Below are 21,290 nucleotides of genomic sequence, written 5' to 3' on the forward strand. Positions count from 1 at the left end.
CGGATTGAGAACCGCGAGAACGTCCGCCTTGGGTCCACAACCTGACATCTCGCTGTTTCAACCTGTCATGTTGCTCCTGGCCAAAACGGCGTCAACTCCTTGAAATTCGGCGTCGCCGGAGAATCGGGCAACCGTTCGCGCAAGCAACCGGATTGGTCATTTGGCCAAAGGAGAATTCCAAAGAGGGCAGTCTCGAGCTTGATCTGGATCAATTCCATTGATGCGGACTGGCAGCAGCCTGACCGTTCCGCGCTGGATGTTGGGATGCATGGAGATCGGTCATGATGGAGCAGCGCAACCGAGTTGTTCAGGTCAGCCGCTTCGGTGATCCCGGGAGATTAGAGGTGGTGGACGCTCCTCTGCCGACCGCCGGTTCGGGCGAGGTGCGCGTTCGCGTACTCGCGTCGAGTCTCAACTACACCGAGGTGTTGATCAGGCGCCATCTATATCCGCAAACGATGCGCCTCCGGCCGCCTTTCGTAATGGGCTACGACGTGGTGGGGGCAATCGATCAGCTCGGCGAAGGCGTACACGACTTTCAGATCGGCGATCGCGTGGCCGACATGACGGTGGTCGGATCAAATGCCGACTATCGCACGCTTCGGGCGAGCGACGTGGCCCGCGTGCCGGTGGATGTGGACGCGGCTGAAGCGGCTGCGCTGATCCTGAGCTGGACGACTGCGCACCAGCTTCTGCACCGCGCGGCCAAGGTCCGGCGGGGCCAACGTGTGCTCGTGCACGGGGCCGCTGGTGCGGTCGGTCAGGCGCTGCTCGTGCTCGGAAGACTGGCCGGCCTCGAGCTGTGGGGCACTGTACGCCGCGAGCACATGACGCTTGTGCAAGACCTTGGGGCAACGGCAATCGACTACCAGCATGAGGACTTCACGCGCATTGTGCCGGGCGGGTTCGACGTCATTGTCGACGGCGTTGGCGAAGACGGCTACCGCCGCTCATACGCGGCGCTCAAACCGGGTGGCCTGCTCTGCGCCATCGGCTTTTCGGCGAGCGTACAGGCACAGCGTCGAATGCTGGCAATTTTGATGGAGATCGCGCGCCTCTACCTGTGGAGACTGTTGCCGGGCGGCAAGCGAGCCCGCTTTTACTCTGTAAATGCCATGCGGGCGCGACATCCCGCTTGGTTCAAGGAGGATTTGGAGCAACTGTTCGGGCTTCTGGCAAGTGGCGCCATCCGGCCGCGGATCGCCGAGCGGATCTCGTTCGAGGAGGTCGCCGACGCTCACCGTCGCCTAGAAGCTGGCGGTCTTGAGGGCAAGCTCGTTCTTTGTCCGGATCTCTCCTCGCGACGCAACCAGCGCGCGGCCTGAGGCGACACGCGACACGCGCAGCGGCGAGGTTTTGGTGGACATAGGGCCTGCTGGCCTTCGGGTACAAAGCAGCCTCAAGCGTCGCCAATTGCGTGGCGGGTACGGCCCATGCTCATGCAATCGACCTGTGTCACCCTCGCGTTTGCAACGATCACGCCCTGGACCAGCGCGTGATGCCGGCAGGAATATTCGACTGCGGGTACTTTTCGAGGAGCGACAACGACATGAAGCAACACACCTTCGAAGCTTTTTCCATCACAGCGATCGGCTGGACACCGCTCGTGCTTATGGGCGCCGCGATGCCGCCAAGAGATCCCGATGAAGAGGAGGACGACGAAGACGACGATGACGCTGACGAACCGCCGGTCGTGCGCGAGCCGGACGAAGACTAGACTGGCGCGTGTACTGCAGTCGGCGCTATAATATCTCCCATGGGTTGGGATGCGAAAGACATAGCGCTGCTCACCAGGCTCTGGTCCGCAGGACAGAGCGCGGCGCAGATAGCGCCCCGTCTCGGGCGCAGTCGTAACGCGGTCTGCGGCATGCTGACCCGTCAGGGCCTGAAGCGCGGCCACAAGCCGCCCACAGCAAGGCCCAAGATAAGGCGCCCCCCGAAACTGAAGCCGAGGTCGTCGGCAGCCTGCGCCCGTCCAGCCCCAAAGAAGGTGTCGAGGAACACAACGGAGAGGCAGCAGCCCAAGGAATTCGGCAGGCAGCAGCTTTACGCCATGCTGGCCGAGGCGGTCAGAAATACTGGCTAGGAGCTCACCGCGAACCTATTAGCGCTGCCGGCAGTCAATATCCCCTGACCGGCTCGACGGAGAATCGACCATGGCCGATGCCCACTGCCTTTGCGGTGCTCTCAAGCTCACAGCGCGAGAACCATCGATGATGGTCGTTGCCTGCCATTGTTTCGCTTGCCAAAGACGGACCGGCGCTCCATTCGGCGTCGGGGCATTCTACGCGATCGACACCGTCGAGATTTCCGGTGCGGCCACGGAATTTGTCCGCGTTGGCGATAGTGGCCGCAACGTGCGCAGTTATTTTTGCCCAACGTGCGGTTCGACAGTCTATTGGAAGCCCGATGCGCTGCCATCGATGATCGGCGTTGCCGTTGGTGCGCTGGCCGCCCCTGATTTCCCGGCCCCCGCGTTATCGGTCTTCGAGCGGTCGAAACATCATTGGGTGCATCTGGACGCGGAGATCGAACACTTTCACGAAGGCGCGATGCGAAAATATTCGCCTGACCTGACGAGAGGCGCCTGATCTCGTTGACCGCACCCCTCAGGGGTCGTTGGCTTTCGGCGCCACGGCGAATGAGCGAATGTGACTTCGATCGTCAGTCCAGCGGAACGTTCAGGCTGGTCCCTTTGACGATGATGCCGCCGCGGTTGCCGATCTCGATCGAGCCATAGCGCTGCCTGAAGCAATCGGGCAGCGGCCGGTCACCGTCCATGCTGAGCCACAGGCGCAGCAAATGACGCTTCCGGCTTGCATCGGGCCAATCGCGGAATCCGGTCCGGTCATGCAGCAGGGCGTGATTGTAGACGAACTGCATGTCGCCGGGCTGCAGCCGCATGCTGAAATGCAGCCTGGGGTCGTTTGCGAGCGCGTCGAACAGATCGAGCGCCTCGACGTGATCAGGCGTCAGCCTCGGCGCATCGGGAAAGCGCTGCGCACTGTCGATATACTGGCGCTGATAGAACCCGGTGAGGAATCCCGCATGCCAATTCAGCACCGGGATTTCGAGATAGGGCTTTTCATTGTCCGGCACCTCGCCGCGCCGGTCGGTCGCGATCGGTTCGAACAGGAGGGCGGCAAGATCGGGACGTCGTGCGTGCATTTCGTTGTAGATGGTCGACGTGCTGACGAGGAGGGAATCTCCTCCCTCCATCGCCTCGCGAATGCATAGCAGTCCGACCACGTCGGACGAATCCGTGTGGAACGTCTGCCGTTCCGAGGTCTGGTAAATCCTGACGTTCGGGTCCCTCGCATCGGCGCCGATGTCTCGGACGTGACCGAGGATGTGGCCCGCTGCGTTTTGCGAGCGCGCCGACCCGAGATGCGCGCCCACCCCGCAAAAGATCGTCGCCGCAAACTCCTGGCTGTAGTTCGCCACCGGCAGGCCGCGGATGAGTTCGAAACCGAGGCCGGTCAGGAGCTTGGTCTTGAGCTCTTCCAGATGCGCACCGAACTGCGGAAGCGGAAAGCTGTCCTTGGTGATGTCGGCGATCTTCCTGCTTCGGCCAAGATAGGATTCCGCCGCGTGCTCCAGCTCTGCGATTTCGCTTCTCCCAAGCGATACCAGCCATCGCTCAGGATGGGCCTTCATCTCGGCACCCAGCCAGGCAGACGGGATGTCGATCTTCCCTGGAGGGCGACTGATCTCGCCCGACGCTGAGACGGCATTCATACTTGGTTCCTGAGGAGATGGGTCGTGAGATGGGAGGGCTGCCGACGATATTGAAGTTTGCGCACAGCGCAAGCTGACGCCGCGTGGCCTTCGCCCGTCTGGTCATGGCTAGGCGCCTGCAGCCTCGACGAGGTCGCCGATGCAGAAATGAGCCATGTGCGCGACGGCCTCAGCACTGTGGTAGTCGCCGAATTCGGCGGTGGCTTCCTTGCCGGCATACATTCGGGCGATGCCGGCGCCGCCGGGATGATGCGGTGCCCATTCGGTAATGTCGTAGACTTTTCCCCGGATGATGACCCAGCAATCGTCTCTGGTGTTGTGCCGGGCGACCTCGGCGCGCGTGACGGGGCGCGGCTCCCTGGCGGACCCCGTCGGCGTCCAGAGCGTGCGGGTGATCGCAGCGTAACTGGCCTTGGCCGCGCGGCGGAAATCCCACGGCCCCAATCTCTTGGGCGGCAGCTCGGTGCCGATCGTGCGGGCGTCGTAGGCGTAGATCCAGGAATCGTCCTCGCCGCCGCGCTTGTCGTGGGCGAAGGCCGGGCTCACCCGCTCGTCGAGCTTCTCCAGCAGCGCCTTCTGCTCGGCGGTGTCCCTGGCCCGCAAGTGATCGAAGGCGAATTTGGAGCCGAGCTGAAAGCGCGTCGCGCGGTAATGTCGCACGCGTTCGTAGTGCAACAACGCTGTCGCCACGTCGCTCTTGTGCAGGGCGAAGGCGCAAGACAGCGCGGCGGCGTCCTCGAAGGACTGTGCGGCGCCCTGGCCGAAGGTGGGAAGCATCGGATGCGCCGCGTCGCCGAGCAAACAGATGCGGCCCTGCACCCAGGTTTCGAGCGCATCACGATCGTAGAGGCCCCACTTCGTCGGACGAACGATCGCGCCGGCCAGAGCCAGCAGGTCATTTCTGCTGGGGTGCCCGGTGAATGCCTCGCCCACCTCGCGAACGATCTCCTCCCGACTGACCGGAAACCAGTCGCCCTCCTCTTTCTCGAATGCGGCGGAGTCGGGCTCATAGCGGGCGATCCACACGTTCAACAACTCACCGCCCCGCACCCAATAGGTCGTCGCCCCGCTCTTGTCGTTGCGATGGCGGTCCATGCTGAAGGAATGGATGGGATTGTTGTCCAGCGGGCTGCCGTCGGCTTGGCGGAGCGAGGCGACCACCGTCCGCGGAATGAGTCCGCGGAAGCATGTTACTTCGGTCCAGCGCTTGGGGCGGGGGTTCGGCCACGCCAGCTGCAACGTAGCGGAGTTGATTCCGTCGGCACCGACGAGCACCTCTGCGGTGGCGGTCTGGCCATTCGAAAAGGTCGCCGCCACCTCGCCGTCGGTCTGACGCAACTGCGTCAGTCGGCTGTCCATATGCACTGTGATCGGGCACGGCTCGCCGCTATCTGGGCCGAACGCGAACACCCGCTTGTAGAGGCACATCAACAGGTCGAGCCTGTGCATGTGATGAAAGCCGGCGCCGTCGCCCGCGGCGGTGACATGATCGAACGGCCGCTTGGTCACGCTGCCATCCGCGTTGAACTGCCGTGTCGATTCCAGAATGGCCGCCCGGCCACCGTCGATCGCCCCGTCGGGGCCCTTGGGATCCCCGCCATCGAGGTCGACGCCGAGCCACCGGCAGATCCGCGCCCCGTTGGGCGGGATATTCAACCCCGCGCCTGCGGTACTGGGCACCTTCGTCTGCTCGTAGACATCGACCGATGCGAACACGCCGGACTGCCGCAGCGCCAGCGCCGTCATCAGCCCGCCCATTCCCGCACCGACGATCACCGCCCGCATTCTGTCATCCTTCCGGAACGCACCGATTCCCGCCTTGCGGCGGTGCTCAAGGTGGATGTCGTCTGAACAGATGCACCGAGACTAGCCGCGGGCAGACCGGCAATAAAGCGGCTTCTCGCCGAAGCGAGCGGGGCGCATAACGCCCACCCGAGCTGGAAACCGATGCTGACAGAATCTGGCAGCATGGCGTGATATGCGCGGGCATGTCGCGCGCTCAACGCCTTCTTGATGTGATCCAGCTCTTGCGCAGCCATCGTCGGCCCGTCGCGGCAAGCCGGCTGGCCGAGGAACTCGGCGTCTCGCTCCGGACGATCTATCGGGACATCGAGACGCTAAAGGGCCAAGGGGCCCATATCGATGGCGAGGCCGGCATCGGCTATGTCCTGCGGCCGGGGTTCATGCTGCCGCCTTTGATGTTCTCGGAAGAGGAGATCGAAGCGCTCGTGCTGGGCGGTCGATGGGTTGCGGCTCAGTCGGATGAGCCGCTCGGAAAGGCGGCGAAGAACGCGCTGGCAAAGATCGCCGCCGTGCTGCCCGATGACCTCCAGCGGAGCCTGGAAACGTCGAGCCTGATGGTCGCTCGCCGTGATCCGGCAGCAGGCGATACCCAATTGCCTGTTATCAGGGCCGCGATCCGCAACGAGCGCAAATTGCGCATCACCTATAGCGACGAACGGGACAACCGCACCAATCGCACGATCTGGCCGATCGCGCTCGGGTTCTTCTATTCCGTACGCATGGTGGCCGCTTGGTGCGAGAGCCGCGGCGGCTACCGCCATTTCCGCACCGACCGGATCCTGTCGATCACCCTCACGGAGCGGCGCTACCCACGACGCCGCACCGAGTTGCTGCGGGAGTGGAAGCAGCTGGAAGGTATGAGCGAGTCCTGATCATGCTGACAGAAACTGTCAGCACCTTCAGTTAAGCCTCGTCCATCGCCAAGCTGAACAGGAGATGCAAATGGCCGATTTCAACCTCGTGGTGCTCTATGTCGACGACGCGCAAGCGAGCTCCGCCTTTTATCAGACCCTGCTGGAGTGCCCTGTCGCGCAATCATCTCCGAAGTTCGTGGTTCTTCCGCTGGGAAATGGCACCATGCTGGGCCTGTGGCAGCGGGATGCCGTCGTACCTCCTTCTGCTTCGCAAGCCGGCAGCAGCGAGATCTCGTGGACGGCGCCAGATGCGGAGGCCGTGCGCGCGACCTTTGAGGCCTGGACCACCCGCGGCGTGCGGATCGCGCAGCCTCCAACCGCCATGCCGTTCGGACACACCTTCGTTGCGCTCGATCCCGACGGGCATCGCCTGCGCGTCCTGGCGCCCGCGGCGTAAAGGGCGCCTTCCTCTAGCCGACGAGCTGCCTCGCCGCCGCCGAGATCATCACCAGCCCGCCGGTGATCACGGCGGCGTCGAGGATCGCGGCATGGATGTGCACCGGCATCCGCTCGACGAAGGCCTTGGCCAGGAACGCACCGGGGACGGCGAGGCCGCCGATCAGAAACGCGAAGGCGAGCACCTGCGCAGTGACGGCGCCGGCGAGACCGAACACCGAGATCTTGATGAGGCCGGTGCCGAGCGAGACCATCGCGTCGGTCGCGATCACGGCGGCGCCTTCAAGGCCCGCCGCCATCAGGAGCGAGAGCAGGATCACGCCCGAGCCCGAGGTGCCGCCGACCAGCACGCCGTAACCGACCGATCCCGCGGCAAGGCCGGTGTCGTCGATCTTGACCTCGCGCCGCCGCAGGACGCGGCGCAGCGGCACGCTCAGGATCAGCATGGTGCCGATCACGATCGCGGCGCCGGCATTGGTGAGGCGCGTGTAACCATAGGCGCCGAGGGCGGTCGTCAGCGCGGCGCAGGCGAGAACGATCAGCGCACGGCGGCGATCGGCGTAGCGGAGATAGGCGACGGCACGGCTGGAATTGGTGAAGAGCGCTGATATCGCGATGATCGGCACCACCGGTTCGGCGCCGACCAGCGGCACCAGTACCAGCGGCATCAATGCGCCGGTGCCGTAACCGGCAAGACCACCGATGATCGAAGCAAACAACGCCATCATTGCGACCAGCAGCAGCTGGAAAATCGAGATGTCGGCGAAGCCCGAGACGATGGTCACGTTTTCCCGTCGCGACTGACACGTGCCGCAGCTTGATCGGCGATGGAAGCGAGCGCGGCTTCCTCTAGGGGAAAATCCGCCGCAAGCCAAGCGTCCTCGGCCAGTGTCAACACATGTCCGAGCGCCGGCCCTTCCGCCAGGCCACGCGCGATGAAGTCGGCGGCCTTCAGCGGAAATTTCGGCGCAGTCCAGCGCTGCGGTAGTTCGGCGAGCGCACGCCAGCGCGAGGCGCCGACATCGCCGCCGACTCTCGCCCAGGCCAGCAACACGCGATCGTGATAACGCTCGGGGCCGAGCCGGTAGAGGAGTCGCCGCGCACGCGCCTCGTCCATGGCGGCGAAGCGCCACCAGCGGTGGCCCATCGAATCCAGCGCCTTGGCTTCCGCATTGGAGAGCCGGAGGCGGGTAGCGACGCGCTTGGCGTCTTCCGTGACGGCCAGGGTCAGCGCGGCGAGGCGCCGGGTGCTGCTGGCGGGCAGATCGAGCGCGCGCTCGATCGCGATCATCGCCGTGAGCGGCCCGGTATAGGCGACGCCACCGATCAGGGCTTGCAGCAGGCCGGCATCGGCCATCGCAAGCGCGGCGGCGGATGCACCTGATGCCACCAGCAATTTCAGCATCTCCATGCGCACGCGCTCGGCCGAGAGGGTTGCAAGGCCCGCGCGGCCGCGGATGCAGGCGAGATAGCCGTCGCGATCCGGCTCGCCCGTGCCGAACGCGGCATGGATGCGGAAGAAACGCAGGATGCGCAAATAGTCCTCGGCAATGCGCCGGTCGGGATCGCCGATGAAGCGCACGCGGCGCGCTCTGGCATCGGCGATCCCGCCGACATAGTCGTACACCACGCCGTTCGCATCGACCGACAGGCCGTTCATGGTGAAGTCGCGCCGCTCGGCGTCCTTCACCCAGTCGCGGCCGAACGCGACCTTGGCCTTGCGGCCGAACGTCTCGGTGTCCTCGCGCAGCGTCGTGACTTCATAAGGCGCCCCGTCGATCACCAGCGTGATGGTGCCGTGGTCGATGCCGGTCGGCACGCTCTTGATGCCGGCAGCTTTCGCACGCCGCACCACCGCGTCCGGCAGCGCCGTCGTCGCGATGTCCATGTCACCAGGCGGCAAGCCGAGCAGCGCGTTGCGGACGGTGCCACCGACCACGCGCGCCTCCTCGCCGTCAGCGTTGAGCAATTGCAGGACGCGCGCCGTCCCGCCTGCGGTCAGCCAGGGCGCACCGGCAAGAATCGGGGCAAGTATCGGCTCCGCGCTCATCGTCCGGTCCCTATCCTTCCATTCAGCTTTCCCTGCCCGGCACGAGCTTGCCGTTCTCGATATGGGCGGGAATGTAGGTCGAGTTCGGCGCGGCGCCGGAGAAATGTGCAAGGCCGATCAGGCCGGCGATGACGAGCACGAGTGCCACCAGAATCAAGCGCGCGACGACGGTGATCGGCCAGGACGATTGCACGAACAGGCCCGACCGCGTGGCGGCCAGGAACAGCGCATAGACGGCAAAGGGAATGAGGAAGATTCCGATCTCGGTCAGAACCGGCCGGATCATGACGAATAGATCCGCTCATACAATACACGCAGCATCCCGGCCGTCGCCCCCCAGATGTAACGCTCCGCAAACGGCATGGCATAATAGAACCGCTCCATGCCGCGGAATTCCTTGCTGTGCACCTGGTGATTCACCGGATTCATCAGGAAGGATAGCGGCACCTCGAATGCGTCATCAACCTCGGAATGGTTGATCGTCAGCTGAAAACCGGGGCGCACTCTGGCGACGGTCGGCAGGATGCGGAAGCCGAACGCGGTGCCGTAGAGATCGAGATAGCCGATCGGCTCGACGAACTCTCTTGATAACCCGACCTCTTCCTCGGCCTCGCGCAGCGCGGCGTCGAGCGGCGAGGAATCGATCGCGTCGATCTTGCCGCCGGGAAAGGCGATCTGGCCGGCGTGGTCGTTGAGATGGGCCGAGCGCTGCGTCAGGAGGATGGTCGGCTCGGGATGATCGACCACCGCGATCAGAACCGCTGCGGGACGCACCGGCTGCTCGCGCGCGATGATCTCGAGCATCTTGTCGGTGCCGGGATCGCCGGACGATGGAATGATGTTGGGATCGTAGAGGCCGGGCGGCACATCGAAGCCGAGCTTCGCCTTCGAGCGGGCGAAGAAATCCGCCGCGCCGAACGTGACCGGGCTACTTTTCAGGATAGGCTTGTTCAAAGCGCGGCCCTCACCTGCTCCGCATCGGCCATGGCGAAGAATTCGCCCGATGATTCGACGCCGAACATCGGCTGGCCATCGACCATCCGCTCCTCGCCCATGTCAACCAGATCGTAATAGAGCGCGCGGGTGACCTTGGCCCAGAGGTCGGCGCGCACATGCAAATACGGTGTCAGGCCGCCGTCCGCCGCCTGCTCGAAGCGCAGCCAATGCGCGGCATCGCACGTGACCCAATCGTCGACATTGGTGCGGAAGCTCAGCACGCGCCGGTTGCCCTCGCCGCTTACGAGCATCTCGACCGCCATGAACGGTGCATCGTCGACGCGAATGCCGACCTTCTCCACCGGCGTGACGAGGAAATGCTTGTCGCCCTCGCGCTTGAGAATAGTCGAGAACAGGCGGACCAGCGCGTGGCGGCCGATTGGCGTGCCCATGTAGAACCAAGTACCATCGGACGCGATTCGGATGTCGAGATCGCCGCAAAACGGCGGATTCCACAGATGCACCGGAGGCAGGCCCCTTTTGGCGCCTTCGGCGTTGGCGGCACTTTTGGCGGCGGCAGTCAGCCCTTCAAGACCGCGATCGGCGCTCTGCCCTTGGTTCGCCATGGTTTGCCCTGAGTTTGTCATTTGGCACGTTTGGTGCAAGTCCGACTGGTAGGTCTACGTTGTACCTAACTATACGGTTCCATCCCGGGTAAGTCCGGTGTGGAGGTCTCCACTTCGTGATGCCGTACATAACCCGAAGCCGATAAGGTGGGGATAGGTTAATTCAACGAATACATGGCCTTCCTGCAAGTTTAGCATAGGGGCCATGATGCAGGTTTTGATGCGATCATTGACGACGCAGGAAAGCCGCGTGGCAGGCTGAAGGAGCGAGCGTATGGCGGAAAGTGTCGAGAAGCTCGAAGACGGCGTCGTCCGTTCGGCCGAGCAGGTGTCTGCCCAAGTGCGCGCGGCAAAGGACGCGATCGCATCGGTGATCTTCGGCCAGGATCGCGTGATCGAGAACACGCTGGTCACCATCCTGTCCGGCGGCCACGCGCTCCTGATTGGCGTGCCCGGCCTTGCCAAGACCAAGCTGGTCGAGACGCTCGGCGTCACCCTCGGGCTGGATGCCAAGCGCATCCAATTCACGCCCGATTTGATGCCGTCGGATATTCTCGGCGCCGAAGTGCTGGACGAGAGCACCGCCGGCAAACGCTCGTTCCGCTTCATTGCGGGTCCGGTGTTCGCGCAGCTGTTGATGGCTGACGAGATCAACCGCGCCAGCCCGCGCACGCAATCGGCGCTGCTGCAGGCGATGCAGGAGCAGCATATCACCGTCGCCGGCGCGCGACACGATCTGCCGAAGCCGTTCCACGTGCTCGCGACGCAGAACCCGCTGGAGCAGGAAGGCACCTATCCGCTGCCCGAAGCGCAGCTCGACCGCTTCCTGATGGAGATCGACGTCGACTATCCCGATCGCGACGCCGAGCGCCGCATCCTGTTCGAGACGACAGGCGCCGAGGAGACGCTGGCGAAGGGATCGATGACATCAGATGCGCTCATCACGGCGCAGCGGCTGGTGCGCCGCCTGCCGGTCGGCGATTCCGTTGTCGAAGCGATTTTGTCGCTGGTGCGTTCGGCGCGTCCGGGTGCCGAAAGCGGCGAGGCCGGCAAGTTCATCGCCTGGGGCCCCGGCCCGCGCGCCAGCCAATCCTTGATGCTGGCGGTGCGCGCACGCGCGCTGATCGACGGACGTCTGGCGCCATCGATCGACGACGTGCTCGATCTCGCCGAGCCGGTGCTGAAGCACCGCATGGCGCTGACGTTCCAGGCACGGGCCGAAGGCCGGACGATTCCCGATGTGATCAAGCAGTTGAAGACGCGGATCGGTTGATGGCAGCAGAGAACGGGCACGCAGCGAAGGAGATCATCGCGATCCGACGTGCCGATGGCGAAAGCCGCACGCTCGCCGCTTCGCTGCCGCGCCTGGTGCTCGAGGCCCGCCGCATCGCCGCCAACGTCATCCACGGTTTGCATGGACGGCGCCGCGCCGGCTCGGGCGAGAATTTCTGGCAATACCGCCGCTTCGTTTCGGGCGAGCCGTCGCAGAATGTCGATTGGCGGCGATCGGCGCGTGACGACCATCTCTATGTCCGCGAGCTCGAATGGGAGGCCTCGCACACGGTCTGGATCTGGCCCGACCGTTCGCCCTCGATGGCGTTCGCCTCGAAGACCGCGCGCGAGTCCAAGCTGGAACGCACGCTGATCGTCGCCTTCGCGCTGGCCGAGCTGCTGGTTGCGGGCGGCGAGCGCGTCGGCATTCCCGGATTGATGGCACCGACCGCGAGCCGCAGCATCATCGACAAGATGGCGCAGGCGATGTTGCATGATGATGTCATCAGGTTGAGCCTGCCGCCCTCCTTCGTGCCCGCAGCGCTGGCCGAGACCATCGTGCTGTCGGATTTCTGGTCGCCGATCGCGGAGATCAGGGCAACGCTCGCAGGGCTGTCCGGCTCCGGCGCGCATGGCACGCTGGTGCAGATCGTCGATCCCGCCGAAGAAAGCTTCCCCTATTCCGGCCGCGTCGAGTTCGTCGAGCCGGAAGGCTTTGGCGCGATCACCGCCGGCCGTGCCGAGAGCTGGGCGGTGGATTACACCACGAGGCTTGCGCTGCACCGCGACCAGATCCGCGCCGAGACCAACAAGCTCGACTGGCTGTTCACGACGCATGCGACCGACCGCTCGGCCGCCGAGCTCCTGCTGTTCCTCCATGCCGGCATGCAAGTGAGCAAGTCGGGCGCCCGCACCACCTCGATCAAGGCAGGGCCGGCCGCATGATGGGATTGCCGCTCGCTTTCACCGAACCGCTGCTGCTGATCGGCCTTGTCAGCCTTCCGGTGCTGTGGTGGCTGCTCCGCGTGATGCCGCCGCGTCCGCGCCGCGTCGAGTTTCCGCCGACGCGCCTATTGTTCGAGATCGCGCCAAGGGAAGAGACTCCGTCGCGGACGCCGTGGTGGCTGACCGCATTGCGGCTCCTGGCTGCGGCCCTCGTCATCTTCGCCGCCGCCGGCCCGATCTGGAATCCGCAGACGGGCCTTGCCGCCAGCAAGGCGCCGCTGATGATCATGTTCGACGACGGCTGGAGCGCTGCTTCGAACTGGGACACCAGGATCCGGGCCGCCGACGAGCTGATCGCGAACGCCGACAACGACCGCCGCGCCGTCGCGCTGGTGCCGCTGTCCGAGCCGAACCGCGATATCACGCTGATGCCGGCCGGCGCGGCGCGCGTTGCACTGCGGCAGATCGTGCCAAAGCCCTATTCGATCGACCGTGTTGAAACCCTCACCGCGATTGATCGTTTCCTCAAGGCAACCGGCGATTGCGAGATCGCCTGGCTGTCTGATGGCGTCGACACCGGCCGCGGCGAAGAGTTCGTGGCCGGGCTCGGCAAGACCTTGGGGGATCGCAGCTTGACGGTGTTCGAAGGCGGCACCTCCTCCCCGATGGCGCTGGTCGCGGCGGAGAACGCGGCTGCGAAGATGACGGTGAAAGTGCTGCGCACCGACAGCGGCCTTTCCACCGGCACCGTGCGCGCCCTGGACCAGAAGGCCTCGCCGATCGGCGAAGCACGCTTCACCTTCGGACCGCAGGACAAGGAGACCGAGGCAGCGTTCGACCTGCCGGTCGAGTTGCGCAACGACATCTCCCGGCTCGAGATATCAGGCGAGCGTTCGGCCGGCGCGGTGCAGCTGCTCGACAAGCGCTGGCGCCGCCGCGCCATCGGCATCGTTTCGGGCTCCACCAGCGAGACCGCGCAGCCGCTGCTGGCCCCGACCTTCTATCTCACGCGCGCACTGGCGCCGTTTGCCGACGTGCGGCTCGCCGACAAGGGCTCGCCGCAGCAGGGCATCACCCAATTCCTGGACCAGAAGCTGCCGATGATCATCCTCGCCGATGTCGGCACCGTCGCGCCCGAATTGCGCGAGCGCCTCAACGCCTGGATCGACCAGGGCGGCGTGCTGGTGCGGTTCGCCGGTCCCCGCCTGGCACAGGCCGAGGATGATCTCGTACCGGTCAAGCTGCGCAAGGGCGGCCGCACGCTCGGCGGCAGCCTGACCTGGGAGAAGCCGCAGCACCTCGCCAGCTTCGCCGCTGACGGTCCGTTTGCCGGCGTCGCCGTCCCCAAGGACGTCACCGTGAGCCGGCAGGTCCTGGCCGAGCCCGACGCCGTGCTCGCCACCAAGAGCTGGGCTTCGCTCGAAGACGGCACGCCGCTCGTGACTGGCGAGCATCGCGGCAAGGGCATCGTCAGCCTGTTCCATGTCAGCGCCGACATGCGCTGGTCGGACCTGCCGATGTCCGGCACCTTCGTCGAAATGCTGAGGCGCGTCGTCGAGATGTCCGGCTACACGGCCAAGCCCGGCGCCGGCGTTGCCGGCGAAGCCAGCACCGAGACGCTGGCGCCGCTGCACATGCTCGACGGCTTCGGCGCCTTCGGGCCGCCGCCCGCCACCGCCAAGCCGCTGACGGCTGATTATCGCGACCGCGCCACGCCGGACCATCCGCCCGGCTTCTACGGTCCGGCAGAAGGACCGCTCGCCGTGAACACGCTCGCCAGCGCCGACCGCATCGCTGCCCTCAACACCGCGAGCCTGCGCGCCCGGCACGCCACTTACACAAATGCCGAGCCGCGCGATCTGCGCGGCTGGCTGCTGTCGACCTCGCTGGCGCTGTTCCTGGTCGACGCCATCATCGTCGCGCTGCTCGGCGGTGGTCTCGCGGCGCTGCTGCGACGGCGAGCCGCGCCCGCGATGATCCTGATCGGGTTCATGCTCGCCGGCGTCGCAGTTCTCTCGCCGACGCCGGCGCGCGCCGACAGCGCTGCGGACGAGTTCGCGATGAAGTCGACCTCGCAGACGCGCCTCGCCTATGTCGTGACCGGCAATGCTGACGTCGACTCCATCGTCAAGGCCGGCATGTCCGGCCTGACGCTGTTCCTGGCGCAGCGCACTGCGCTCGAGGCCGGCGATCCCGTCGGTGTCGATCCCGCGCACGACGAACTCGCCTTCTTCCCGCTGATCTACTGGCCGATCGTGCCGGGCCAGCCGAAACCGCCACAGGACGCGATCAACAAGATCGACGCCTATATGAAGCAGGGCGGCACCGTGATCTTCGACACCCGCGACGCGATCGAGGCGCCGCCCGGCGACAATGGAGCCTCGCAGACCCCGGGCATGCAGACCCTCCGCGAGATCCTGTCCTCACTCGACGTCCCCGAGCTGGAGCCGGTGCCGCGCGAGCACGTGCTGACCAAGACCTTCTACCTGCTGCGCGACTTCCCCGGCCGCTTCAACTCGGGCCAGACCTGGGTCGAGGCGCTGCCGCGCGAGGACGACGACGAGAGCGCACAGCGGCCCGCGCGCGGCGGCGACGGCGTCTCGCCGATCATCATCACCTCCAACGACCTCGCGGGCGCCTGGGCGCTCCGTCCCGACGGCCAGCCGATGCTGCCGCTTACGCCGGGCGAGCCGCGCCAGCGCGAATTCGCCTACCGCGCCGGCGTGAACATCGTGATGTACACGCTGACCGGCAACTACAAGGCCGACCAGGTGCACGCACCGGCACTGATCGAACGGCTGGGGCAATAGGATCGAGATGAACTACGGCATCGCCTTTACGCCGCTTGTCCCTGCGATCGTCCTGTGGATCGCGCTCGCAGCGATCGTGGTCATCGCGATCGTGCTGTTGCTTGCGCGGGCGCGCGGCGCGGCCGTGCGCGTCGCTGCGCTGGCGCTGTTCTTGCTGGCGCTCGCCAATCCCTCCTTCACGCGCGAGGATCGCGATCCCCTCACCTCGGTCGCCGCCGTCGTCGTCGACAAGAGCCCGAGCCAGAATTTCGGCAAGCGCAACCAGGAAGCCGCGAAGGCGCAGGAGGCGCTGGTCGATGCCTTGAAGAGGATCAAGGGACTGGAGGTGCGCGTCGTCGAGGCCGGACAGGCCGATGGCGAGACCGACGGCACGAAGCTGTTCGGCGCCCTGGCCTCGGCGCTGTCGGACGTGCCGGTCGACCGCGTCGCCGGTGCATTTCTGATCACCGACGGCCGCGTGCATGACATCCCCGCCAACGCCGCCGCGCTTGGCTTCCAGGCGCCGGTGCAGGCCCTGATCACCGGCCAGAAGGACGAGCGCGATCGCCGCATCGCCATCACCGCGGCGCCGCGCTTCGGCATCGTCGGCCAGACCCAGACCATCAGCTACAAGCTCGACGACCAGGGCGTCACCGGCGAGCGCGCCAAGGTCACGGTCCGCCGCGACGGCGAGGTCATCAACGAGCGGACGCTCTCGAGCGGCCAGAGCGCGAGCGTCGACGTCGAGATCAAGCATGCCGGCCCGAACATCGTCGAGATCGAGGCCTCGCCGCTCGAAAGAGAATTGACCCCGGTGAACAACCGCGCTGTCGTCGCCATCGACGGCGTGCGCGACAAGCTGCGCGTGCTGCTGGTCTCCGGCGAGCCGCATTCCGGCGAGCGCACCTGGCGCAACCTGCTCAAGTCGGACGCCAGCGTCGACCTCGTGCACTTCACGATTCTAAGGCCACCGGAGAAACAGGACGGCACGCCGATCAACGAACTCTCGCTGATCGCGTTTCCGACCCGTGAGCTGTTCCAGCAGCACATCAACGAATTCCAGCTGATCATCTTCGATCGCTACGCCCGTCAGGGCGTACTGCCGATCGCGTATTTCGACAACATCGCGCGCTATGTGCGTTCGGGCGGTGCCGTGCTGGTCTCGGCCGGTCCCGACTATGCATCCAACACCAGCATCTGGCGCACGCCGCTCGACACGGTGCTGCCGGCGGAGCCGGTCGGCGTGACCGAGAAGCCGTTCTATGCGCACCTCTCCGACATCGGCAAACGCCATCCCGTGACACGCGGGCTGGAGGGCGCGGCGTTCGAGCCGCCGCATTGGAGCCGCTTCTTCCGCACCGTGGACACCCGCAATTCGGTCAACCCGCCCGTCATGACCGGCGCGGACGGCAAGCCGCTGTTGTTCCTGTCGCGCTTCGGCGAGGGCCGCGTCGCGCTGCTGCTGTCCGACCACATCTGGCTGTGGGCGCGCGGCTATGAGGGCGGCGGCCCGCATCTCGATCTGCTCAGGCGAATGTCGCACTGGCTGATGAAGCAGCCGGACCTCGACGAGGAAGCGCTGCGCCTGCAGGTGCAGGGCAAGGACCTCGTCGTGGTGCGCCAGACCATGGGCGACAGCGTGCAGCCGGTGAGCGTGACCTCACCCTCCGGCGTCTCACACGAGCTGACGCTCAGCCCCGGCGACCCCGGCGAGTGGCGCGCCAGCCTGCCGGCCAGCGAGCTCGGCCTGTGGCAGGCGACCGACGGCACGCTGAAGGCGCTGATCAATGTCGGCCCGACCAATCCGAAGGAGTTTTCGGAAGTCACCTCCACCACCGAGACGTTGAAGCCGCTGACGCAGGCGACCGGCGGCAATTCGGTGCGGATCGCGGAAGGCGGCAGCGTCGAACTGCCGCGCATCGTGCCGGTGCGCTCGACCAGCGTCTTTGCCGGCGACGGCTGGATGGGCGTGCGCATGCGCGACGCCAGCGTCGTCAAAGGCGTCGGCGTGCTGCCGATCTTCGCCGGCCTGATCGGGCTTCTGCTGCTGCTCGGCGCATTTGCCGCGACCTGGGTGCGCGAGGGGCGGTGAGGCGCGATGGGGGATGAGGCTTGCTCCCCGCCTCGCTCGCTTGCTTGCGGGAGAGGCCGACACGCTCGGCGAGCGTGGCGGGTGAGGGTTCTTTCCTCTTGGGGATTGTCCCGTTGCGGAGACACCCTCTCCCCAACCCTCTCCCGCAAGCGCGGTAGAGGGGGCACACCTGCGTCGTTGAGACAGCCAAACCTAACCGCGCACTAGTTGCCTGAACAACACATCAAGCCGCACCCCTGCATATGCGGGTCCTCTCCCGGTTGACATCCGCTCCCACCTCTTGCGATGTTACATTATAACACCGCAGCGTCTGGTCGGCGCCTCGCGGTGTGAGGTGCGTTTGGATGAAGTGGTTTCGCTCGAATATCAGGCACGGCGCCCGGCTCGCGATGTTCGCGATGCTGGTGCAGTTTGCGCTGACGTTCGGCCACAGCCACTGGTTCGCGCAGGCCGCGCCGCTTGCGCAGTCGCAGCTCACCGGCAGCGACAAGGGAACTGCCAAGGGGACCGCCAAGAGCATTGCGTCGCCCGATAGCGCGGCAGTCCAGAAGCAGTCACCGACAAACCCCGACCGCGAACAGCCGGGCGACGACAATTGCGCGATCTGCGCATTGGTCGCGATGGCCGGCACGGTGGTGTTCGCGACGCCGCCTCTGCTGCATTTGCCGCAGGCGGTCGAACTGCTCTATCGCACCACCGATGCCGAATTCCTCCATCTGGAATCGGCAAGCCACGCGTTCCAGCCACGCGCGCCTCCTGCCTCCTGATCTGCGACGCTTGATCACCTGGGCCCGCCGCATTGGCGGATGCCCGAGAGCCGTTGAAGTCGAATTCCGTCGCACTGCGGCGGCAGGCTGCCTCCGATCAACATGTAGACCTTCGGACAGCGCCTGAAAGGAATCAGGATCATGTCATTTGAATCGCGACGCGCGCAGCGTTTGGGCGGAGCAAGCCTGCTCTTGCTCGGCGTCGCCGCGAGCCCGGCGCTGGCGCAAGACAAGCCGGCCAGCACAGAGCTTCCCTCCATCACCGTAACGGCTCCGAGTCCCATCGTCCGCCGGGCGGTCGTGCCGTCCCGTAGCCCGGCCCGACCCTCGCGAACGGCGCGGGCGCGCAGCCGCGAACGCACGGCGGAAACCACGCCGGCGGCCCCCGCGCCCGCTGTGCCCCAGCCGGGCGTGCTGCCCATCGTGACCAACCAGTTCGCGACCGTCACGGTGGTGCCGAGCGAGGAAATCCGCCGTGAGGGCGGCGGGCAGCTCGGCGACCTGCTGTTCTCGAAACCCGGCATCACCGGATCGAGCTTTGCGCCCGGCGGCTCGAGCCGACCGATCATCCGCGGCCTCGACGTCAACCGTGTAGGCATCGTCGAGAACGGCACCAATGCCGGCGGCGCCTCAGATCTCGGCGAGGATCATTTCGTGCCGATCGATCCGCTCGCGACCAACCAGGTCGAAGTGGTGCGTGGGCCGGCGGCACTACGCTACGGCTCGACGTCGATCGGCGGCGTCGTCAGCGCCACCAACAACCGGATTCCGGATGCGCTCCCGAGCTGCGCACCGTCGTTCCAGACTTACGGCCTGCCGACAAAAGCGCCGCTCGCGTCCGCGGCGACATCGCCCTGCGTCACGGCGGAGACGCGCAGCGCGTTCAGTTCGGTCGACCGCGGCGTCGAAAGCGGTGTGTTGCTCGACACCGGCGGCGGCAATTTTGCCTTCCATGCCGACGCCTATGGCCGCAATACCTCGGACTATTACATTCCGAGCTATCCGTATTTGTTCGACCAGACACGGCCGGTCGGCAGTCGCCAGCCGAATTCGGCAACGCGGTCGGATGGCGCGTCGATCGGCGGGTCCTACATTTTCACAGGTGGCTTCATCGGCGCCTCGATCACGCAGAATGATTCGCTCTACCATATCCCCGGCATCGATGGCGCCGATCACCAGACCCGTATCGATGCGCATCAGACCAAGATCAACGTCAAGGGCGAATATCGCCCGGACGCCGCAGCGATCGATGCGATCCGTCTCTGGGCCGGCGCCACCAACTACCGTCACAACGAGCTCGGTCTCGCCGATCCCGCCGATCCGACAACCGATGGTGTCCGGCAGACCTTCACCAACAGGGAAGAGGAGATTCGCATCGAAACGCAGTTGATGCCGTTCAATGCGCGCTTCGCCGATGTGACCACTGCCTTCGGCTTTCAGGCAGGTCATCAGGAGCTGACTGCGCCGAGTCCGGACGATCCCGGCTCGCTGTTCAATGGATTATGGGACCCGAACCGCAACTACCGGGTCGCCGGCTACGTCTTCAACGAGTTCAAGTTCAGTGAACAGACCAGAGCGCAGATCGCCGGCCGGATCGAGCATGTCGAGCTGCACGGCACGACGCCCGACTTTCCGGCGGACTTCCTGCCCGACGGTACGCCGCAGGCGCCCATTGCGCGCAACCCGTCGTTCACACCGAAGAGCGGCAGCATCGGGCTGCTGCAGGACCTGCCGGGCGGCATGGTCGGCAGCATCACCGCGCAATATGTCGAGCGCGCGCCGAAGCCGGCCGAGCTGTTCTCGCGCGGTGGCCACGATGCGACCGCGACGTTCGACATCGGCAATCCGAACCTCACCATCGAGACCGCGAAATCGGTCGAGGTCGGCGTGCGCAAGGCGACCGGGCCGGTCCGCTTCGAGGCGACGGCCTATTACACGCATTTCGACAATTTCATCTATCGCCGCCTCACCGGCGTGATGTGCGATGGCGACTTTGCCTCATGCGGCACGCCCGGGGCCGAGCTGAACCAGGCGGTCTATTCGCAACGCAACGCCAACTTCCGCGGCGGCGAGTTCCAGTCACAGATCGATCTCGGCGCCTTCCAAGGCGGCATTTGGGGCATCGAGAACCAGCTCGACGTCGTGCGTGCCACCTTCACCGACGGCACCAACGTGCCACGCATTCCCCCCTTGCGGATGGGCGGCGGCGTATTCTGGCGCGACGACAACTGGCTGATGCGCGTCAACCTGTTGCATGCCTTCGCCCAGAACAACATCGCCGCGATCGCGGAAACGCCGACGGCGGGCTACAACCTCTTGAAGGCCGAGGTGAGCTACAAGACCAAGCTCGACCGCAACTGGTTCGGTGCGCGCGAGATGACGGCCGGTCTCGTCGGCAACAATCTCCTCAACGAGAACATTCGCAATTCGGTTTCCTACACCAAGGACGAGGTGCTGATGCCCGGCATCGGAGTGCGAGCGTTCGCGAACTTCAAGTTCTGATCTCGCTGCGTCGGGGCCTGCGGGGCCCCGACGCAACACCTGGCAGCTCACTTGCGATAGGCGACGCAGTCGATTTCCACCTTGCAATCCACCACCATGCTCGACACCACGCAGGCCCGCGCCGGGGGATTGGCGCCGAAATATTCGGCGAAGACCTTGTTGAAGCTTTGAAAGTCTCTGGGGTCGTCGAGCCAGACACCGCAACGCACGACATCCTTGGGCTCATAGCCGGCCTCGGTGAGGATGGCGAGCATGTTGCGGATGGCCTTGTGCGATTGCGGGATGATGCCGCCCTCGATCACTTCACCGTTCTCCATCGGCGTCTGGCCGGAGACGTAGAGCCAACCGTCGGCCTCCACGGCCCGGGCAAACGGAAGGTGCTGGCCGCCGGTGCCAGTGCCACCGGCGGCGCCATAACGTTTCAGCGTCATTGATCTTGTCCTGTAGTTGATAACTATGA

Annotated in this window: 20 protein-coding genes; 12 read left to right on the top strand and 8 right to left on the bottom strand. The window is 65.5% G+C overall.

What is annotated here, in order from left to right:
* Positions 1–281: 281 nt before the first annotated feature.
* The 4 genes from BM374_RS25985 (at position 282) to BM374_RS25995 (ending at position 2,591) form a co-directional block, all read left to right on the top strand.
* Positions 282–1,325, top strand: a complete 1,044-nt coding sequence (locus BM374_RS25985) for a medium chain dehydrogenase/reductase family protein (protein ID WP_092298653.1) — start codon at positions 282–284, stop codon at positions 1,323–1,325.
* A gap of 224 nt (positions 1,326–1,549) precedes the next feature.
* Complete coding sequence (locus BM374_RS38750; protein ID WP_177248536.1) at positions 1,550–1,717, top strand: hypothetical protein; 168 nt, start codon at positions 1,550–1,552, stop codon at positions 1,715–1,717.
* 39 nt (positions 1,718–1,756) lie between these two features.
* Positions 1,757–2,086 (top strand): GcrA family cell cycle regulator, encoded by a 330-nt coding sequence (locus tag BM374_RS25990; RefSeq protein WP_092298655.1) that lies wholly within the window; start codon positions 1,757–1,759, stop codon positions 2,084–2,086.
* A gap of 70 nt (positions 2,087–2,156) precedes the next feature.
* On the top strand, positions 2,157–2,591 hold the full coding sequence (locus BM374_RS25995; protein WP_092298658.1) for a GFA family protein: 435 nt from the start codon (positions 2,157–2,159) through the stop codon (positions 2,589–2,591).
* A 73-nt stretch (positions 2,592–2,664) separates the two neighbouring features.
* On the opposite strand, the gene BM374_RS26000 is transcribed toward BM374_RS25995, so the two are convergent.
* The gene (locus tag BM374_RS26000; protein WP_092298660.1) at positions 2,665–3,738 is read right to left on the bottom strand and encodes a TauD/TfdA family dioxygenase; all 1,074 of its coding nucleotides are present in this window, start codon (positions 3,736–3,738) and stop codon (positions 2,665–2,667) included.
* Positions 3,739–3,846: 108 nt separating this feature from the next.
* Complete coding sequence (locus tag BM374_RS26005) at positions 3,847–5,523, bottom strand: cytochrome b5 domain-containing protein (protein ID WP_092298662.1); 1,677 nt, start codon at positions 5,521–5,523, stop codon at positions 3,847–3,849.
* 203 nt (positions 5,524–5,726) lie between these two features.
* Here BM374_RS26005 and BM374_RS26010 point away from each other — a divergent pair, with 203 nt between their 5' ends.
* Both BM374_RS26010 and BM374_RS26015 read left to right on the top strand, forming a co-directional pair.
* Positions 5,727–6,413, top strand: coding sequence for a helix-turn-helix transcriptional regulator (locus tag BM374_RS26010; protein WP_092298664.1), 687 nt, complete (start codon positions 5,727–5,729; stop codon positions 6,411–6,413).
* A gap of 70 nt (positions 6,414–6,483) precedes the next feature.
* A complete protein-coding gene (locus tag BM374_RS26015; RefSeq protein WP_092298666.1) occupies positions 6,484–6,852 on the top strand; it encodes a VOC family protein in 369 nt (122 codons plus the stop codon).
* A 13-nt stretch (positions 6,853–6,865) separates the two neighbouring features.
* Here the strand turns inward: BM374_RS26015 and BM374_RS26020 are convergent, their stop codons facing one another.
* From BM374_RS26020 to BM374_RS26040, 5 genes are read right to left on the bottom strand one after another with little or no spacing between them, the layout of a single operon-like run.
* Positions 6,866–7,636, bottom strand: a complete 771-nt coding sequence (locus tag BM374_RS26020) for a sulfite exporter TauE/SafE family protein (protein ID WP_092298668.1) — start codon at positions 7,634–7,636, stop codon at positions 6,866–6,868.
* Positions 7,633–8,901, bottom strand: coding sequence for a CCA tRNA nucleotidyltransferase (locus BM374_RS26025; RefSeq protein WP_092298670.1), 1,269 nt, complete (start codon positions 8,899–8,901; stop codon positions 7,633–7,635). Before BM374_RS26025 ends, BM374_RS26020 begins: the two co-directional genes overlap by 4 nt.
* Before the next feature lie 22 nt (positions 8,902–8,923).
* Positions 8,924–9,187: a DUF6111 family protein gene (locus BM374_RS26030; protein WP_092298672.1), complete on the bottom strand. Its 264-nt coding sequence runs from the start codon at positions 9,185–9,187 to the stop codon at positions 8,924–8,926.
* Positions 9,184–9,855, bottom strand: coding sequence for a CoA pyrophosphatase (locus tag BM374_RS26035; RefSeq protein ID WP_092298674.1), 672 nt, complete (start codon positions 9,853–9,855; stop codon positions 9,184–9,186). Before BM374_RS26035 ends, BM374_RS26030 begins: the two co-directional genes overlap by 4 nt.
* Positions 9,852–10,463: a DUF1285 domain-containing protein gene (locus tag BM374_RS26040; RefSeq protein ID WP_092298677.1), complete on the bottom strand. Its 612-nt coding sequence runs from the start codon at positions 10,461–10,463 to the stop codon at positions 9,852–9,854. The genes BM374_RS26035 and BM374_RS26040 overlap by 4 nt, the downstream gene beginning before the upstream one ends.
* Positions 10,464–10,737: 274 nt before the next feature.
* Between BM374_RS26040 and BM374_RS26045 the strand changes: the two genes are divergently transcribed.
* From BM374_RS26045 to BM374_RS26070, 6 genes are all read left to right on the top strand, one after another.
* The gene (locus BM374_RS26045; RefSeq protein WP_092298680.1) at positions 10,738–11,736 is read left to right on the top strand and encodes an AAA family ATPase; all 999 of its coding nucleotides are present in this window, start codon (positions 10,738–10,740) and stop codon (positions 11,734–11,736) included.
* Positions 11,736–12,680: a DUF58 domain-containing protein gene (locus BM374_RS26050; RefSeq protein ID WP_092298683.1), complete on the top strand. Its 945-nt coding sequence runs from the start codon at positions 11,736–11,738 to the stop codon at positions 12,678–12,680. Before BM374_RS26045 ends, BM374_RS26050 begins: the two co-directional genes overlap by 1 nt.
* Positions 12,677–15,490, top strand: a complete 2,814-nt coding sequence (locus BM374_RS26055; protein ID WP_092298686.1) for a DUF4159 domain-containing protein — start codon at positions 12,677–12,679, stop codon at positions 15,488–15,490. Before BM374_RS26050 ends, BM374_RS26055 begins: the two co-directional genes overlap by 4 nt.
* A 7-nt stretch (positions 15,491–15,497) precedes the next feature.
* Complete coding sequence (locus BM374_RS26060; RefSeq protein ID WP_092298689.1) at positions 15,498–17,561, top strand: hypothetical protein; 2,064 nt, start codon at positions 15,498–15,500, stop codon at positions 17,559–17,561.
* 344 nt (positions 17,562–17,905) lie between these two features.
* Positions 17,906–18,328 (top strand): DUF2946 domain-containing protein, encoded by a 423-nt coding sequence (locus BM374_RS26065; protein ID WP_092298692.1) that lies wholly within the window; start codon positions 17,906–17,908, stop codon positions 18,326–18,328.
* 141 nt (positions 18,329–18,469) lie between these two features.
* Complete coding sequence (locus BM374_RS26070) at positions 18,470–20,830, top strand: TonB-dependent receptor (RefSeq protein WP_092298695.1); 2,361 nt, start codon at positions 18,470–18,472, stop codon at positions 20,828–20,830.
* A 47-nt stretch (positions 20,831–20,877) separates the two neighbouring features.
* Here the strand turns inward: BM374_RS26070 and BM374_RS26075 are convergent, their stop codons facing one another.
* Positions 20,878–21,261 carry a RidA family protein gene (locus BM374_RS26075; protein WP_092298698.1) on the bottom strand — a complete coding sequence of 128 codons (384 nt, stop codon included), beginning with the start codon at positions 21,259–21,261 and terminating at the stop codon, positions 20,878–20,880.
* Positions 21,262–21,290: the final 29 nt, after the last annotated feature.

The sequence above is a fragment of the Bradyrhizobium sp. Ghvi genome (assembly GCF_900115265.1).
GTDB lineage: Bacteria > Pseudomonadota > Alphaproteobacteria > Rhizobiales > Xanthobacteraceae > Bradyrhizobium.